This window comes from Serratia ficaria (genome assembly GCF_900187015.1).
Taxonomy (GTDB): domain Bacteria; phylum Pseudomonadota; class Gammaproteobacteria; order Enterobacterales; family Enterobacteriaceae; genus Serratia; species Serratia ficaria.
On record NZ_LT906479.1, the window covers coordinates 4,675,023 to 4,693,763 of the forward strand.

General features: G+C 68.5%; 2 protein-coding genes. One reads left to right on the forward strand and one right to left on the reverse strand.

Going from position 1 to position 18,741, the window contains the following annotated elements; translation table 11 throughout:
* Positions 1–108 precede the first annotated feature (108 nt).
* Entirely contained in the window at positions 109–807 is a 699-nt protein-coding gene (locus CKW09_RS21950; protein ID WP_445263840.1) for a CTP synthase C-terminal region-related (seleno)protein, read from the forward strand.
* A gap of 45 nt (positions 808–852) precedes the next feature.
* On the opposite strand, the gene CKW09_RS21955 is transcribed toward CKW09_RS21950, so the two are convergent.
* Positions 853–18,708 carry a non-ribosomal peptide synthetase gene (locus CKW09_RS21955; protein ID WP_095099457.1) on the reverse strand — a complete coding sequence of 5,952 codons (17,856 nt, stop codon included), beginning with the start codon at positions 18,706–18,708 and terminating at the stop codon, positions 853–855.
* Between the last annotated feature and the right edge of the window lie 33 nt (positions 18,709–18,741).

The following is an 18,741-nucleotide window of genomic DNA, read 5'->3' on the forward strand; positions in this document are numbered from 1 at the left end:
TTCGAGCCCGGCCAACGCCGGGCTTTTTTGTGCGCCGCGTTTAAAAAATCTGCGGATCGCTCCTTCGCTTTGCTGTAACCTCCCGTTTTACCCGCACAGGAAAAGGAAATGATGAAAGATCAAGTCCGCATTGCGCTGGTCGGTGACTACAAACCGCAGGCCATCGCCCATCAGGCCATCCCCGTGGCCTTGCAACTGACCGCCGCCCATCTCGACATCGACATTCAATTCCACTGGCTGCCCACAGAAACCCTCACCTCGCCGTCGGCACTGCAAGGCTACGACGCCATCTGGGTGGTGCCCGGCAGCCCGTATAACCATGATGCCGGCGCCTTTATGGCGATCCGCCATGCGCGCGAGCAGCGGGTGCCGTTTCTCGGCTCCTGCGGCGGGTTCCAGTATGCGGTGGTCGAATACGCCCGCAACGTGATGGGCTGGCACGACGCCGGCCATGCGGAAACCGACAGCGGCGGCCGGCTGGTGATTGCGCCCTTGAGCTGCTCGCTGGTGGAGAAATCCGGCGGCGTCCTTTTCCAGCCGAACACCCGCGCCGCCCGCGCCTACGGGCGCCTGGACACGGTCGAAGGCTATCATTGCAACTTCGGCGTCAACCCGGAGTTTGTCGCCGATTTGCAGCGTTACCCGCTGATCGTCAGCGCTCACGATCTCGAGGGCGAGGTGCGCGCCGTCGAGCTGCCGGATCACCCTTTCTACGTCGCCACGCTGTTCCAGTCGGAGCGCGCCGCGCTGCGCAATGCGCTGTCGCCGCTGGTGGTCGAGCTGATCCGCACCGCCGCCAGTCGCTAAAAAAAAGCCCTCGAACGAGGGCTTTTTCATCCTGCCGGCGCCGGGTTACGCCCGCCCGAGGCCGTGCAGCACCAGGTTGAAGTGCTGGCCCAGCTCACGCCGGTGATCCGGATGCTCCATCATCGACACATGGTCGCCGCTGACCTGGCGCACGCTGACCGCCGAAGGCGACAACAGCATGTCCCAACCCAGCGCGGACGCGTCTTCACGGCAATACCCCGCCTGTTTGATCTTCTGCCAGTATTCTCTGAACTGCTCATTTTGCGAATGGGCGGAAACCTGTTCCTGTTTCGCCTTGAACAGGTGCAGCTTCAGAGACGCCGGCTGCACCTGGGTCGCCTCCACCAGCTTGGCGTAATGATGACGCTGCTGCCACAGCGCCGCCTCGTCGGCCACTTTCGGGTGCTGCGTTTTTATCCCCGCCCGTTGCACCACCGCTATCGCCTCCGGCAACGGCAGCTCGGCAAGCTGCCGGCAGAGCCGGGGATCCGGCGTTTCCAGCGTCGACTCCACCCAGTTCAACAACAGCTGTACCGGGCTGTGCATCGCGTCCACCGGCCGCAGGGTATCGATCAGCCCCAGGAAGGCGATCGGTTCCCCCGCCGATTGCAGCTGCTCGGCGATGGCGTAGGCCAATACGCCGCCGGAAGAGTAACCCGCCAGATGATACGGCCCCTGCGGCTGCACCTCGCGGATCAGCGCCACGGCGCTGGCGGCCATCTCGTGCATGGTGGCCGGCTTCTCCTCCACCGCCGGCCACGGCACGGCGTACACCGGGAACTCTTCGTCAATTTCCTTCGCCAGTTCAAACACGTAGGAATGGTCGCCAAACCCGGTCGGCACGAAGAACAGCGGATGTCGGCTGCCGCCGCTGCGGGCCGGCACCGCCTTGCGCGGCGGGGCATCTTCGCTGCGACGGTCGATCCGCGCGGCCAGCTCGGCCAGTATCGGATGGTTGAATACCGCCTGCACCGGCACGTTGATGCCCAGTTGCCGCATCCGGCTGGACAGGCGCACCGCCAGCAGCGAATGGCCGCCAAGCTCGAAGAAGTTATCGTGCCGCCCTACCCGCTCCACCTCAAGCAGCTCGCGCCACAGCTGCGCCAGCGCCGTTTCGCCCGCGCCCTGCGGCGGCGCGTATTCCCGCGCGACGCCGGCCGCGGTTTCCGGCTCCGGCAACGCGCGCCGGTCCAGCTTGCCGTTGGCGGTCAGCGGCATCGCCTCCAGCCAAACGTAGGCCGAAGGCACCATGTAATCCGGCAGCCGATCGCTCAGGTGCGCCCGCAGTTGCCCAGGCAGCGCCGCGCGGTCGGCATCCGCCGCCGGCACAATCCAGGCCACCAGCCGCGGGTTATGCGCCGCCGAGCAGACCTGCACCGCCGCCTCCCGCACCCAGGGGCTCGCCGCCAGCTGCACTTCTATTTCGCCCGGCTCAATGCGGAAACCGCGAAGCTTGACCTGCTGATCGTTGCGCCCTTGGTATTCGATATTGCCATCCGACAGATAGCGCGCCAGATCGCCGGTGCGATACATGCGGCTGCCGCCGATCGGGTTAAAGGGATCGCTCAGGAAGCGCTCCGCCGTCAGCGCCGGCCGGTTCAGGTAGCCCAGCGCCACCCCGACGCCGCCGATGTGCAACTCGCCGACCGCGCCAATCGGCACCGGTCGCCCGCGGCCATCCAACAGATAAGCGCGGGTATTGCCGACCGGTTTGCCAATCGGCAGGCGCACGCAGCCTTCGGCGTGTTCGATCTGTGCCGTGGTGGCGAAGGTGGTGGTCTCCGTCGGCCCATAGGCATGGATCAGCCGCACCGGCCCGCGCTCCTGCAGCAGCCGCGCGTAAGCGCCCGGATCCTCTTTCTCTCCGCCGCTGATCAGGTATTTCAGCTGCGCCAGCGTTGCGGCGATGCTCTGCACGTACTGATTGAACAGCGCCGTGGTCAGGAACAGCGTAGTGATGCGCTGGCGCTGCAGCGCGGTGGCCAGCAATTCGGCATCCATCACCACCTCCGGCGCCATCACCACCAGCGCGCCGCCGTTCAACAGCGCGGCCCACACCTCCAGCGTGCTGGCGTCGAACGCCGGGTTGGCGGCAAAGGCCACGCGATCCGCGGCGTCAAAGGCGGCGTAGCGGTTATGGCGCACCAGCCGGGTGATCCCCTGATGCGGGGTCATGACGCCTTTCGGCAGGCCGGTCGAGCCCGAGGTGTACATGATGTACGCCGTGGCGGTGCTCGACAGCGGCAGCGACGGGTTGTGCGCATTGCCCTCGGCATCCCTGGCCGACAGCTGCGGAACGCCCTCATCGCCGGCGGTTTCCGCCACCATCAGGCGCGCGCCGCTGTCGTTGATGATCCAGGCCTGCCGCGCCGCCGGCAGCTGCGGATCGACCGGCACATACACCGCGCCGGCCTTCATGATCGCCAGCTGGGCGCAGACCAGCTCGATACCGCGCGCCAGCCGCGCCACCACCCGGTCGCCCGGCAGAACGCCGCGCTCGATCAGCCGGTGCGCCAGCCGGTTGGCGCGGGCATTCAGTTGCGCGTAGCTCAACTGCCGTTGGTCGTGGATCAGCGCCACGGCCTGCGGCGTCTGCTCCGCCTGCTGTTCGAACAGCTGGTGCGCGCAGGCTTGCGCCGGGTAGTCTTCCGCCGTGGCGTTCCAGCCGTGCAGCTGCAGCGCATACTCTTCATCCGGCACCACCTCAAGTTCGCACACCGGCGTCTGCGGCGATTGCTCCAGCGCGGCCGCCAACGAGGTCAGCGCCTGCGCCATATAGCCGCATACCCGCTGCGCCGCGATCGGCTGCCTGACCTGCACGGTCAGCCCCAGCGAATCGCCGCCGTCTTCCACCGACAGCACGAACGGGTAGTTGGTACGTTCCTGCGCGTCCAGCAGCGTCACCCCGGCCGGCAATGCCGCGTCCTCTCCGTCGTTATGGCGGTAGTTCAGCAAGGCGCTGAACAGCGGCGTTCCGGCCGCCACGCCGCTGCAGCGCTGCGCCAGCGCCAGGGGCGCATGTTCGTGGGCCAGCAGCCCGCTCAGCCGAATGTGCGCCTGCCGCACCGCCGTTTCCACGCCGGCGTCATCGACGTCCAGGCGCAGCGGCAACGTGTTGATGAACAGCCCCAGCGCCCGCTCGGCGCCCTCGCCGGCCTGCAGGCGGCCCAGCAGCACGGTGCCGAACACCACCTCATCGCGCCCGCTGGTGCGCGCCAGCACCTGCGCCCAGGCCAGATGGCACAGGCTGGCCAGGCTCACGCCCAGCCGCCTCGCCTGCCGCCGCAGCCGCAGGTTGAGCGCCGGCGGCAGCGCCAGCTGCGCCGTCGAAACGTCCAGCCCTTCGCCGTGCACGTCGCTCAGGCCAAACGGCAGCGCCGGCTCCTCGATATCCGCCAACATGCCGCGGAAGAACTGCTCATGCTCGGCCTTGCTGACCCCCAGCAGCGCCTGCGCCACCGCATTGCGGAACGGCGGTGCGGCGGCCAGTTCATCCCCGCGGCCCGCCAGGATAAGGTTGACCTCCTCCTGCATCACCGCCAGGGTCGAGTGATCGCCGATCAGATGGTGCCACTGCTGCAGCACGCACCAGCTGCCGTCGGCCTGCGGCGAGGTCACGAAGTTCAGCAGCGGCGCGCGCGTCAGGTCCGGCCGGATACGGCGCGGGTCGAACAACGCCGTCAGCTGCGCGCCAATCTCGCCCGCCGCCGGGTTCAGCCGCAGTTCGCTCAGCGCCAGCTCCGCGCGGCGCCACACCACCTGCACCGGCGATGAAACCCCCTCGCCGATAAAGGCGGTGCGCAGGATGTCGTGGCGGTCGATCACCCGTTGCATCGCCGCCAGCCAGGCATCCAGCCGCGCGCGGCTGTCGAAACGCAACACCGCCGACAGCTGGTACGGGTCGCCCTGCTCCGCCAACAAATGGTGGAACAGGATCCCCTCCTGCAGCGGCGACAGCGCGTAAATATCCTGTACGTTGGCCACGCCGCCCGGCACCTGCGCCACCACCGCGTCGATGTCCTGCTGGCTCAGCGTCGCCAGCGGCAGCATTTCCGGGGTAATGCGTTCGCCGTCGGCATCAATGCGGTTGGCCGGTACGCTCACCTCCCGCTGCGCGCCCAACGTCTGCGCCAGCGTCGACAAGGTCGGGGCGGTGAACAGCGTTTGCACCCCGGCGCTCAGCCCGGCGCGCCGCAGCTGCGCCATCAGCCTCACCGCCAGCAGCGAATGGCCGCCCAGCTCGAAGAAGTTGTCGTGACGGCCAACGCGCTCAATGCCCAACAGCTCGCGCCAGATCCCGGCCAGCAGCGTCTCCAGCTCGCCTTCAGGCTCGGCGTAGGCTTCACGCGCATAGGCCGCTTCCTCCGGCGCCGGCAACGCCCGCCGATCCAGCTTGCCGTTTGGCGTCAGCGGCAGCGCCTCCAGCGGCACATAGGCCGCAGGCAGCATAAACTCCGGCAGCATGCCCGCCAGATACTGCCGCAGCGTGGTCGCCAATGTCGTGCGCTCCGCTGCGGCCTCCGGCACCAGCCAGGCCACCAGGCGCTTGTCGTCCCCTTCGCCGCATACGTCGACCACTGCCTCGCGCACCGCAGCATGGCCGGCCAGCCGCGCTTCGATTTCAGCGCATTCGATGCGAAAACCGCGGATTTTCACCTGCCGGTCGTTGCGCCCCAGATAATCGATGTTGCCGTCCGGCAGATAGCGCGCCAGGTCGCCGGTGCGATACATGCGTCCGCCCGGGGCGAACGGATCCGCCAGGAAGCGCTCGGCGGTCAGCTCGGCGCGGTTGAGATAGCCCAGCGCCACCCCGGCGCCGCCGATATACAGCTCGCCGGTCGCCCCCAGCGGCACCGGCCGTTGATGCGGATCCAACAGGTAGATCCGGGTGTTGCCGGCAGGCCGGCCGATCGGCAGACGCTGCCATTGCTCTACCCGGGTAATCGCCGCCGCCGTGGCGATGACGGTGCCTTCGGTCGGCCCGTAGGCATTCACCAGCTGCACCGGTCCCCCTTCCTTCAGCAGGCGGGCATAGGCATGCGGATCCGCCGCTTCGCCGCCGCTGATCAGGTACTTCAACTGCGCCAGCGTGCCGGCGATGCTGTGGGCGTATTGGTTAAACAACGAGGTGGTGAGGAACAGCACGTTGACCTGCTGCCGCACCAGCGCCGCCGCCAGCGCGTCGGCATCCGTCAGCACCTCCGGCGTAATCACCGCCAGGCTGGCGCCGTTCAGCAGCGCCCCCCACGTCTCCAGGGTAGAGGCGTCGAACGCCGGGTTGGCGGCGAAGGCGAGGCGATCGCCGCGCGCGAAGGCGGCGAAGCGATTGTTGACCGCCAGGCGGACGATGCCCCGGTGCGCCACCACCACGCCTTTAGGGGTGCCGGTAGACCCCGAGGTGTACATGACATAAGCCGGCCGGTCGCTGGCGACAGGCAACCCCGGATCGGTGGCCGCGCCCTCCAGCGGCCGATCGATACGCAGGCGCTGCACCTCGCCGGCGATTGCGCCGTCGAGATCGCGATCGCACAGGATCAACATCGCGCCGCTGTCGTCGAGGATCCACGCCTGCCGCACGGCAGGCAACTGCGGATCGACCGGTACATACGCCGCCCCCGCCTTGAGGATCGCCAGCTGAGCGAGGATAAGCGCGGCGCTGCGTTCCACGCAGGTCGCCACCCGATCGCCGGGGCGCACGCCCTGCGCAATCAGCCGATGCGCCAACCGGTTGGCGCGGGCATTGAGCTGGGCGTAGCTCAGGCTGCCGTCGTCGCTCACCAGCGCGACGGCAGCCGGATCCTGCCGCACCTGCCGTTCAAACAGGCCGTGCACGCTGCTCTGCGCCGGATAGGCTTCGGCGGTCTGGTTCCAGCCATGCAGCAGCAGTTCGCGCTCCGCGGCCGGCAGCAGATCGATCTCCGAAACCGGCAGGGAGCCGCCCTGCGCCATGGCCCGCAGCGCCTGCAGCAGATAAGCGCCATAGCGTTCGGCGGTGGCGCGATCGAACAGCGCGGTGGCGAAGTTCAGCGTGCCGTTGACCTGCCCGCCGACCTCCGCCAGATCGAGCGTCAAATCGTACTTGGCGGTCTGATAACCCAGATTCGCGCTTTCCGCCCGCAGGCCGGGCAGCGCGATATCGCGCACCGAACCGTCCTGCCAGGCCAGCATCGCCTGGAACAGCGGGGTATAGCCCAGGTGGCGCGGCGGATTCACCTGCTCCACCACCTGCTCGAACGGCAGGTCGCGGTTTTCCTGCGCCGCCAGCACCGTGCGGCGGATCCGTTCGATCAGCGTCGGCAGGCTCGGATCGTCCTGAAGATCGATGCGCAGCGCCAGCGTACTGACGAAGAAGCCGACCAGCGGCTCGGTTTCCAGCCGGCTGCGGTTGGCCTCCGGCGTGCCGATCACCAGCTCCCGCTGCCCGGCCATGCGCGCCAGCACCAGGCTCCAGGCCGCCAGCACCGTCATGAACAGCGTGGCGCCGTGCTGCCGGCCGAACTGCCGCAGCGCCTGCGTCAGCTCGGCGTCGATGACGACCGGCACCTCCGCGCCGCTGAACGACTGCACCGTCGGGCGCGGCCGGTCGGTCGGCAGCGTCAACAGCGCCGGCGCGCCGCTCAGGGTTTCGCGCCAGTATTGCGCCTGCGCCGACAGCCGTTCCGGCGTCAGGTGGCGGCGCTGCCAGGCGGCGTAGTCCGGGTATTGCAGCGCCAGCGGCGGCAGCGGATCGGCTTCGCCGTGGCGGAAGGCGCCGTACAGGGCGCCCAGCTCGCGCAGCAGAATGCCGGTCGACCAGCCGTCGGAAACGATGTGGTGGCAGGTGAGCAGGAACAGATGCTCTTCCTCCGCCAGGCGGATCAGCGTGGCGCGCACCAGCGGCCCGGCGCTCAGATCGAAAGGCGCATCCGCCTGCTGTTGCGCCAGCTGCCGTGCGCGGCTCTGCGCATCCTGCTGGCCGCGCAGATCGTGCAGCGTCAGCGGTAGGCCGTCGGCCGGCAGAATGTGCGCCTGCGGCCGATCGTCCAGAGTCGCGAACCGGCTGCGCAATGCCTCATGGCGCGCATAGAGCGCGTCCAGGCTGCGGCGCCAGGCGGACAGGTCCAGATCGCCGTTCAGGCGCAGCGCCAGCGGGATATGGTAGGTTTCGCTCATGCCTTCCATCTGGGTCAGGAACCACAGGCGCTGCTGGGCGAACGACAGCGGCAGCGCCGCATCGCGGGCCGTCGCCTCGATCGGCGGCAGCGTCTCGCCCGCCGCCGATCGCAGCTGCTGCGCCAGCAGGTGCAAGGTCGGGCCGGCAAACAGCGCCTGCAGTTGCAGCTGCAGCCCCGCCTGTTGCAGACGGTTGGTCAGGCGTACCGCCAGCAGCGAATGGCCGCCCAGCTCGAAGAAGTTGTCGTGCCGCCCCACCCGCTCCACCCCCAGCAGCTCGCGCCAGATCTCCGCCAGCAGCGTTTCGCGCTCGCCCTGCGGCGCCGCGTAGGCCGCCTGGCTCTGCGCTCCCTGCGGCTCCGGCAGCGCCCGCCGGTCCAGCTTGCCGTTCGGCGACAGCGGCAACGCCGCCACCACCACCCAGGCCGCCGGCACCATGTAGTCCGGCAACGCCGCGCTCAGATGCTGACGCAGCGTCCCCGCAAGACCCTCCTCCGCCACGCCCGCCGCCGGCACCACCCAGGCCACCAGCCGCTTGTCGCCGCCCGTCTCGCGCGCATCCACCACCGCTTCACGCACCGCCGGGTGCGCCGCCAGCGCCGCTTCTATCTCGCCGCATTCGATGCGGAAGCCGCGAATTTTCACCTGCTGATCGTTGCGCCCCAGGTACTCGATAGCGCCGTCCGCCAGATAGCGCGCCACGTCGCCGGTGCGGTACATCCGCCCGCCCGGGTTGAACGGATCGCGCAGGAAGCGCTCCGCCGTCAGCTCCGGCCGGTTCAGGTAGCCGCGCGCCACCTGCACCCCGCCGATATGCAGCTCGCCCACCGCCCCCAGCGGCACCGGTTGCCCGCGTTCGTCCAGCAGGTAAATCCGCGTGTTGGCGATCGGCCGGCCGATCGGCACCGACGCCAGCCCCGGCTCGCGGGCGCAGCGCCAGGCGGTGACGTCCACCGCCGCCTCGGTCGGCCCGTACAGGTTATGCAGCTCCACCTGCGGCAGCCGCCGGTAGAACGCCGCCACCAGCGTCGCCGGCAGCGCTTCCCCGCTGCACATTACCCGCCGCACCTGTTGGCAGCGCGCCGCCGCCCGCTCGTCCGCCAGGAAACTTTGCAGCATCGAGGGCACGAAGTGCAGCGTGGTGATGCCGTGCTCGGCTATCGCCCGGCTCAGGTAGTCCGGATCCTTGTGCCCCTCCGGCTTCGCCATCACCAGCTGCGCCCCGACCATCAGCGGCCAGAAGAACTCCCACACCGACACGTCGAAGCCGAACGGCGTTTTTTGCAGCACCCGGTCCTGCGCCGTCAGGCCGTAGGCCTCCTGCATCCACAGCAGCCGGTTGACCACCCCGCGGTGTTCGTTCATCGCCCCCTTCGGCTTGCCGGTCGACCCCGAGGTGTAAATCACGTACGCCAGGTGCGACGACTGCGCCCGCGGCTGCGGGTTGTCGCCGCTCAATTGGCCTGGCAGCGCCTCGTCCAGCGCCAGCTGCGGCACCTCGTGCGCCGCCAGCGCCGCCCGCCCGGCGGCGTCCGCCAGCAGCAGCAGCGGCTCGGCATCCTGCAGGATGTACTGCAGGCGCTCGCCCGGGTAGGACGGATCCAGCGGCACGTAGGCGCCGCCGGCCTTGAGGATGCCAAACAGCGCGGTGACCATCGCCAGGCTGCGCTCGGCGCACACCGCCACCCGGCTGTCCGGCCCCACGCCGCAGGCGATAAGCCGATGCGCCAGCCGGTTGGCGCGGGCGTTCAGCTGGGCGTAGCTCAGGCTTTCCCCGCCGCAGACCACCGCCACCGCCTCCGGGGTGCGCTGCACCTGCTGCTCGAACAGCGCCTGCAGCGTCTGGTGCAGCGGGTAGTCCCGGCCGGTGTCGTTCCAGCCATTCACCAGCAGTTCGCGCTCCGCGTCCGGTATCACGGCCAGGCTGCACACCGGCGTGTCCGGCGCCTGCTCCAGCGCCTCCGCCAGCGAAGCCAGCGCCTGCGTCATATAGCCGCAGACCCGTTCCGCGCTGACCGCCTCGGTGACCTGCGCGGTCATGCCCAGCGAGTCGCCGCCGTCCTCCACCGACAGCACGAACGGATAGTTGGTGCGCTCCTCGGCGCTCAGCAGGCTGACGCCTTCCGGCAGCACCGCCGCTTCACCGTTGTTATGGCGATAGTTAAGCAAGGCGCTGAACAACGGCGCGCCCGGGCTGACGCCGCTGCAGCGCTGCGCCAGCGCCAACGGCGCATGCTCGTGGGCCAGCAACCCGCTCAACCGGGCGTGCGCCTCGCGCGCCGCCGCCGCGACGCCGCGCCGATCGATATCCAGACGCAACGGCAGGGTATTGATAAACAACCCCAGCGCCCGCTCGGCGCCTTCGCCCCCCTGCAAACGCCCCAGCAACACGGTGCCGAACACCACCGCGTCGCGTCCGCTGGCGCGCGCCAGCACCTGCGCCCAGGCCAGATGGCACAGGCTGGCCAGGCTCACGCCCAGGCGCCGGGCCTGCCGCCGCAGCCGCAGGTTCAACGCCGACGGCAGAGCCTGATAACGGCTGACCATCTGATGCCCTTCGCCGTGCACGTCGCTCAGGCCAAACGGCAGCACCGGCTCGTTGATATCCGCCAGCATCTCGCGGAAGAAGCGCTCATGCTCGGCTTCGCTGACGCCCAACCGCGCCTGCGCCACCGCATTGCGGAACGGCTGCGCCGCCGCCAGCTGCGCCCCGCGCCCGGCCAGGATCGCGCTCACTTCCTGCTCCATAAAGGCCAGGGTCGAGTGATCGCCAATCAGGTGGTGCCACTGCTGCAATGCGCACCAGCCGCCGTCTTCCTCCTGCGCCACCCTGAAGTTCAGCAGCGGCGCGCGGCTCAGATCCGGCCGCTGCCGTTGCGGATCAAAGCTGGCCGCCAGCTGCTCGCGGACCGGTCCCGCGGCAGGATCGAAACTCAGCTCGCTCAGCGCCAGCTCCGCTTGGCGCCACACCACCTGCACCGGTGAGGAAACGCCCTGCGTGATGAACGCGGTGCGCAAAATGTCATGCCGCGCGATCACCTGGCGCATCGCCGCCAGCCAGGCGTCCAGCCGCGCGCGGCTGTCGAAACGCAGCACCGCCGACAGCTGGTACGGGTCGCCCTGTTCCGCCAACAAATGGTGGAACAGGATCCCTTCCTGCAGCGGCGACAGCGCGTAAATATCCTGCACGTTGGCCACGCCGCCGGGCACCTGCGCCACCACCGCGTCGATGTCCTGCTGGCTCAGCGTCGCCAGCGGCAACATCTCCGGCGTAATGTTCGCGGTGTCTGTATCAATGCGGTTTTCCGGCACGCTGATTTCACCCTGTGCGACCACCGCCTGCGCCAGCGCCGACAGCGTCGGTGCGGTAAACAGCGTCTGCACCCCGGCGGCCAGGCCGGCGCGGCGCAGCTGCGCCATCAGCTTCACCGCCAGCAGCGAATGGCCGCCCAGCTCGAAGAAGTTGTCGTGCCGCCCTACCCGCTCCACCCCCAGCAGCTCGCGCCAGATCTCCGCCAGCAGCGTTTCGCGCTCGCCCTGCGGCGCCGCGTAGGCCGCCTGGCTCTGCGCTCCCTGCGGCTCCGGCAGCGCCCGCCGGTCCAGCTTGCCGTTCGGCGACAGCGGCAACGCCGCCACCACCACCCAGGCCGCCGGCACCATGTAGTCCGGCAACGCCGCGCTCAGATGCTGACGCAGCGTCCCCGCAAGACCCTCCTCCGCCACGCCCGCCGCCGGCACCACCCAGGCCACCAGCCGCTTGTCGCCGCCCGTCTCGCGCGCATCCACCACCGCTTCACGCACCGCCGGGTGCGCCGCCAGCGCCGCTTCTATCTCGCCGCATTCGATGCGGAAGCCGCGAATTTTCACCTGCTGATCGTTGCGCCCCAGGTACTCGATAGCGCCGTCCGCCAGATAGCGCGCCACGTCGCCGGTGCGGTACATCCGCCCGCCCGGGTTGAACGGATCGCGCAGGAAGCGCTCCGCCGTCAGCTCCGGCCGGTTCAGGTAGCCGCGCGCCACCTGCACCCCGCCGATATGCAGCTCGCCCACCGCCCCCAGCGGCACCGGTTGCCCGCGTTCGTCCAGCAGGTAAATCCGCGTGTTGGCGATCGGCCGGCCGATCGGCACCGACGCCAGCCCCGGCTCGCGGGCGCAGCGCCAGGCGGTGACGTCCACCGCCGCCTCGGTCGGCCCGTACAGGTTATGCAGCTCCACCTGCGGCAGCCGCCGGTAGAACGCCGCCACCAGCGTCGCCGGCAGCGCTTCCCCGCTGCACATTACCCGCCGCACCTGTTGGCAGCGCGCCGCCGCCCGCTCGTCCGCCAGGAAGCTTTGCAGCATCGAGGGCACGAAGTGCAGCGTGGTGATGCCGTGCTCGGCTATCGCCCGGCTCAGGTAGTCCGGATCCTTGTGCCCCTCCGGCTTCGCCATCACCAGCTGCGCCCCGACCATCAGCGGCCAGAAGAACTCCCACACCGACACGTCGAAGCCGAACGGCGTTTTTTGCAGCACCCGGTCCTGCGCCGTCAGGCCGTAGGCCTCCTGCATCCACAGCAGCCGGTTGACCACCCCGCGGTGTTCGTTCATCGCCCCCTTCGGCTTGCCGGTCGACCCCGAGGTGTAAATCACGTACGCCAGGTGCGACGACTGCGCCCGCGGCTGCGGGTTGTCGCCGCTCAATTGGCCTGGCAGCGCCTCGTCCAGCGCCAGCTGCGGCACCTCGTGCGCCGCCAGCGCCGCCCGCCCGGCGGCGTCCGCCAGCAGCAGCAGCGGCTCGGCATCCTGCAGGATGTACTGCAGGCGCTCGCCCGGGTAGGACGGATCCAGCGGCACGTAGGCGCCGCCGGCCTTGAGGATGCCAAACAGCGCGGTGACCATCGCCAGGCTGCGCTCGGCGCACACCGCCACCCGGCTGTCCGGCCCCACGCCGCAGGCGATAAGCCGATGCGCCAGCCGGTTGGCGCGGGCGTTCAACTGGGCGTAGCTCAGGCTTTCCCCGCCGCAGACCACCGCCACCGCCTCCGGGGTGCGCTGCACCTGCTGCTCGAACAGCGCCTGCAGCGTCTGGTGCAGCGGGTAGTCCCGGCCGGTGTCGTTCCAGCCGTGCAGCAGATGCTCGCGCTCGGCCATCGGCAGCAAATCGATATGGGATACCGGCTGCTGGTTATCCAGCGTCATGGCCCGCAGCGCCTGCAGCAGGTAAACGCCGTAGCGTTCGGCGGTGGCGCGATCGAACAGCGCGGTGGCGAAGTTCAGCGTGCCGCTGACGTGCTCGCCGGTATCGGCCAGATCGAGCGTCAGATCGAACTTCGCCGCGCCGTATTCCAGTCCGGCCGGCTCCGCCCGCAGGCCGGGCAGCGCGATATCGCGCACCGAACCGTCCTGCCAGGCCAGCATCGCCTGGAACAGCGGGGTATAGCCCAGGTGGCGCGGCGGATTCACCTGCTCCACCACCTGCTCGAACGGCAGGTCGCGGTTTTCCTGCGCCGTCAGCACCGTGCGGCGGATCCGTTCGATCAGCGTCGGCAGGCTCGGATCGTCCTGAAGATCGATGCGCAGCGCCAGCGTACTGACGAAGAAGCCGACCAGCGGCTCGGTTTCCAGCCGGCTGCGGTTGGCCTCCGGCGTGCCGATCACCAGCTCCCGCTGCCCGGCCATGCGCGCCAGCACCAGGCTCCAGGCCGCCAGCACCGTCATGAACAGCGTGGCGCCGTGCTGCCGGCCGAACTGCCGCAGCGCCTGCGTCAGCTCGGCGTCGATGACGACCGGCACCTCCGCGCCGCTGAACGACTGCACCGTCGGGCGCGGCCGGTCGGTCGGCAGCGTCAACAGCGCCGGCGCGCCGCTCAGGGTTTCGCGCCAGTATTGCGCCTGCGCCGACAGCCGTTCCGGCGTCAGGTGGCGGCGCTGCCAGGCGGCGTAGTCCGGGTATTGCAGCGCCAGCGGCGGCAGCGGATCGGCTTCGCCGTGGCGGAAGGCGCCGTACAGGGCGCCCAATTCGCGCAGCAGAATGCCGGTCGACCAGCCGTCGGAAACGATGTGGTGGCAGGTGAGCAGGAACAGATGCTCTTCCTCCGCCAGGCGGATCAGCGTGGCGCGCACCAGCGGGCCCTGCGCCAGATCGAACGGTTCGGTGGCCGCCTGCCGGCACAGCGGCCCGGCGCGCTCGGGCTGACGGCGCAGATCGTGGAATGCCAGCGGCAGCCCCTCGGCCGGCAGGATATGCACCTGCGGCCGATCGTTCTGGCTGACGAACCGGCTGCGCAGCGCTTCGTGGCGAGCATAGAGCGCGTCCAGACTCTGCTGCAGCGCCTGCCGGTCCAGCCGCCCGCGCAGGCGCAGCGCCAGCGGGATGTGATAGGTTTCGCTCATGCCTTCCAGCTGGGTCAGGAACCACAGGCGCTGCTGGGCGAACGACAGCGGCAGCGCCGCATCGCGGGCCGTCGCCTCGATCGGCGGCAGCGCCTGCGTGGGCGCCGCCTCCAGCGCCTGCGCCAGCAGGTGCAACACCGGCTCGGCGAACAACGCCCGCAGCGGCAGCAGCCATCCCGCCTGCTGCACCCGGTTGGCCAGCCGCACCGCCATCAGCGAGTGCCCGCCCAGCTCGAAGAAGCTGTCGTAACGGCCAACGCGCTCCACGCCCAGCAGTTCGCGCCAAATCCCCGCCAGCAGCGTTTCCGTCTCGCCCTGCGGCGCAACGTAGGCTTCGCGCGCGCAGGCGCCGATCTGCGGCGCCGGCAGGGCGCGTTTGTCCAGTTTTCCGTTGCCGGTCAGCGGCAACGCCTCCAGCCACACATAGGCCACCGGCACCATATAATCCGGCAGGCGCGCCTGCAGATGCTGGCGCAACCCGGCCGCCAGCGCGCCGCGATCGGCATCCATAGCCGGCACCACCCAGGCCACCAGCCGCTTGCCGCCGTCGCCGTCGTCAATCGCGTCGACCGCAACGCTCCGTACCCGCGGATCGGCGCTCAGCTGCGCCTCCACCTCGCCACACTCGATGCGGAAACCGCGGATCTTCACCTGCTGATCGTTGCGCCCCAGATACTCGAGGTCGCCATCCGGCAGATAGCGCGCCAGATCGCCGGCGCGGTACATGCGCGCGCCCGGGGCCCGGTTGAAAGGATCCTCGAGGAAGCGTTCCGCCGTCAGCTCCGGCCGATTCAGGTAGCCGCGCGCCACGCCTTCACCGCCGACGTACAGCTCGCCGATCGCCCCCATCGGCACCGGTTGGCCGTCGGCGCCCAGCAGGTAGAGCCGCAAATCGGGAATGCGCCGGCCGATCGGGCTGGCGGTGATCGCCGCGTCCTGCGCCGACAGCGGGCGATAGGTGACGTGTACCGTGGTCTCGGTAATGCCGTACATGTTGATCAACTGCGGCTGCCGCTCCGCATTGCGGGCGAACCACGGCGCCAGATCGGAAGGCTTCAGCATTTCGCCGCCAAACACGACGTAGCGCAGCCGTTGCCGCTCGTCGCTGTGGGCCTGCGCCTGGATAAAGGCTTTGAACGCGCTGGGCGTTTGGTTCAATACCGTAATGCCGCTGCGGCAGACGAAGCGATAAAAATCCGGCGCCGAGCGGGCGATGTCCTGCGGCACGATGAACAGCTGCCCGCCGTGCAGCAAGGCGCCCCAAATCTCCCAGACCGAGAAATCAAAGGCGAACGAGTGGAACAGGCACCATTTGTCGGCGGCGGTAAAGTTGAACCAGCTGTCCGTGGCGCTGAACAGCCGCGCCACCTGGCGATGCTCGACCATCACCCCTTTGGGTTTGCCGGTCGAGCCGGAGGTGTAGATCACATACGCCAAATGCGACGGCCCCACCCCGGCGGTTTGCGGATCGCCGCTTTCCTCCGCGGGCAGCTGTTCCAGCGCCAGCACCGGCAGCGCGCTGTCGCCCAGCGCCTGACGGCCCGCGGCGTCCGCCAGCAGCAGCACCGGCGCGGAGTCCGCCAGGATATACTGCAAGCGCTCCCCGCCGTAGGCCGGATCCAGCGGCACGTAAGCGCCGCCGGCCTTAAGGATCCCCAGCAGGCCGACCAACATCGGCAGGCCGCGTTCGGCGCACAGCGCCACCAGGCTGTCCGGCTGCACGCCTTGCCGCATCAGGCGATGCGCCCAGCGATTAGCCCGGTCGTTCAGTTCGGCATAGCTCAGGCGCTCGGCGCCGTGCACCAGCGCCGTGGCGTTCGGCGTGCGCTTCACCTGGGCTTCGAACTGCTGATGCAGGCAGAGCGCAGGCGGGTGCGGAACGACGCGGTGATTGAGGCCGTTGAGCAGCAGTTCGCGCTCTTCGGCGGAGACCAGGCTGAGCTCGCCGACGGTGCGACGGTGGGCGCCCGCTTTGACCGCGTCATTGAGCAGCATCAACAGGTGCTGGGTGGCGCGCAGCATTTGTTCATCGGCCACCGAGGCGGCGTCGTACACCCAGCGGAAAGCGCCGTCGGTCTTGCAGATCTGCAGCACCGCGCGCGAACCGGACGCCATGATGGCGGCGACGCCCTCGTCTTCAGGCCGCAGCCCCTGCTCCGCCCGCCGGCTGACGATCGACACCGCCGCAGGCCAGGCCATCGGGGCGCGCAGCTCCGCATCGCGCGTCAGCAGCGCGGGGTGATAAACCGCGTGGGCGCGCAGCTGCGTATATTCCTGCTGCAGCGCGTCCAGCGCCTGCTGGAAGTTGTGGCCGTTATCGATAGAAACCTGCAGCGGCAGCGCCCGCGCGCGCAGAGAAGACCAACGCCCCCAGTCACGTTCGTCCGCGACAATCCAGCCAAGCTGAAAATCGGTTTCGTTGCACATGCGCGCCAGATAAAGGGTCGCCGCGGCCAGCACCTGCTCGCCGGATATCTGTTCCAGCCGCTGCCACGCCGTCGCCTGCCAGCGCGCCGGCCGACTCGCCTGGCGCCCAGGCCCCGGCGGGAACGGCGCCGGATAAAAGCGCGTCAGGCGCGGCTGCCAGAATGCCGCGTTGCCGGCGCTGGCGCCATACGCCGCGCCAAGCTGCAGCGCTTCGGCATCGCTCAACAGCGGCAGAACCGCGCCGACAGACAGACCGCAGGCCTGAGCCAGCGCATCGCCCGGCAGGCGCGTGCCGTCGGCGCGCAGGAATGGCCCGGCCCGCACCACCCCAGGGTCGGCGGCGATGTCCCAGCCGTCGGCGTCGATCCGCAGCAGGGTGCCGGGCGCGGCTGCCCGCTCGGCGCTCAGCGCCTGCAGCGCCGCCAGCCCCAGTGCGCGGTCCGCCAGCAGAATTTTCGCCTGGCAGCCGATGCCCGCGCCATGGCTCAGCGAGCTGACCATGCGCTGCAGCGCCTGCGCCGGGCGATCCCAGCGAATAATGCCGCCGGCCGGCGGCTGGCGGCGGTTGGCGTAAAAACTGCCGCTGGCGTCGGCCTCCGCCAGCGCCGCCACCTGTTGATCCAGCGCCGCTACGGTGCCCGCGGTTGATGCGCTCAACGCGCGTAAAATAAACTGGAAACGTCGCTGCAAAACATTCAGATCGCCTAATGAATTTGCATAGGCGGCGTCGGAAAACGTTACGTCCAGCTCGTCCGCCTGCCGATCTTCGTACAGCATAATCTGTAAATCACCGGCCGGGATATTCCCGCCGTAGTACCAACGGGTGCGGCATCCCCAGAAAGGATCGCCATGGTCGAAAGAAACGATATTAATTGAAGGGCCAAACCAGGCGTGATCCGTTGCGCCATTGTCACGGCGAATATCCTCACCGCGGTATAATTGATGGCGCACCACTTTTGCTATTTCAGCCGCAACCTGTTGAATAAATTCCGTCAGGCCCTGCTGCGGATTAACCTGAATAATTAAAGGGACTACGTTGGAGGTCATACCAATACTGTTTCTTTCGCGCGTGCCGGTCACCGGCATGCTGAAATTAAGATATTCGCTACCGGTCAAACTGTAGAAACATAGTGCGACGGCGGCGGCCAAAATATGCGCACGGTGGACGCCGATAATTTCTGCGCGGCTCTGCAGCCGATCCAAGGCCGCTTTTTCCAGCAGCTGCGTGCTGTGCTGCATGGCGGCGCCCGGGGTCAGTATCGCCTGGCGCGACAGGCTCTGCGGCGCGGCGGCGGTGTATTCCCGCCAAAAGGCCTGGTCCGAGGCGAAGCGCGAAGAGCCGCGGTATTTGAGGTCATTTTCGTAAAGCAGGGAGAAATTGCAGTTGGCGAATTCCGGAATGTCGCCGCCGGAAGCCAGGGCGTTGTAGTAGGCCGCAATGCGCCGCATCACCTCCTCGGCGCTGCGGCCGTCGGTCATCATGTGGTGGAAGCGACGATAGAGCACATAGCGCTGCGGGGCGAGCGTAATCAAATAAAAACTAAAGGGTTCTTCGCCTGTCGCCCGCCGCGGCAGCGCCGCGTCTTCGATCATCCAGCGGTTGGCGGCCTGTTCGGGGTCGGGGTCGTGGCTGAGATCGAGGCTGAACAAGGGCTCATGGGTGCGTGGCGCGCGGTATTGGTAAAGCTCACCGTCTCTTTCCACAAAATGCGCCTGCAGGGCCGGCGTTTCTTCGACAATGGCGTCGATGGCTTGCCGCAACAGCCTAACGTCGAGCGGCCCGTCGACCCGCCCATACCCCCAAATATTGAACGACAGGTCTTTGGAGATGTTTTCCCCCAGCCAAAGCTCGCGCTGGGCGGTGGTTATTTCATGCAACTCATTTTTTTCGACAATAGCAGAATGCTGCGCCTGAGACTCTTCGCCTTTTACACCCGTTTGTTTGTTCATAATATTCTCTAGCACGTCTTCATTAAGTTAATG

Excerpts from the sequence above, each read along its gene's own strand:
- CKW09_RS21950 (WP_445263840.1), top strand. The coding sequence starts at position 109 with ATGATGAAAGATCAAGTCCGCATTGCGCTGGTCGGTGACTACAAACCG.
- CKW09_RS21955 (WP_095099457.1), bottom strand. The coding sequence starts at position 18,708 with ATGAACAAACAAACGGGTGTAAAAGGCGAAGAGTCTCAGGCGCAGCAT.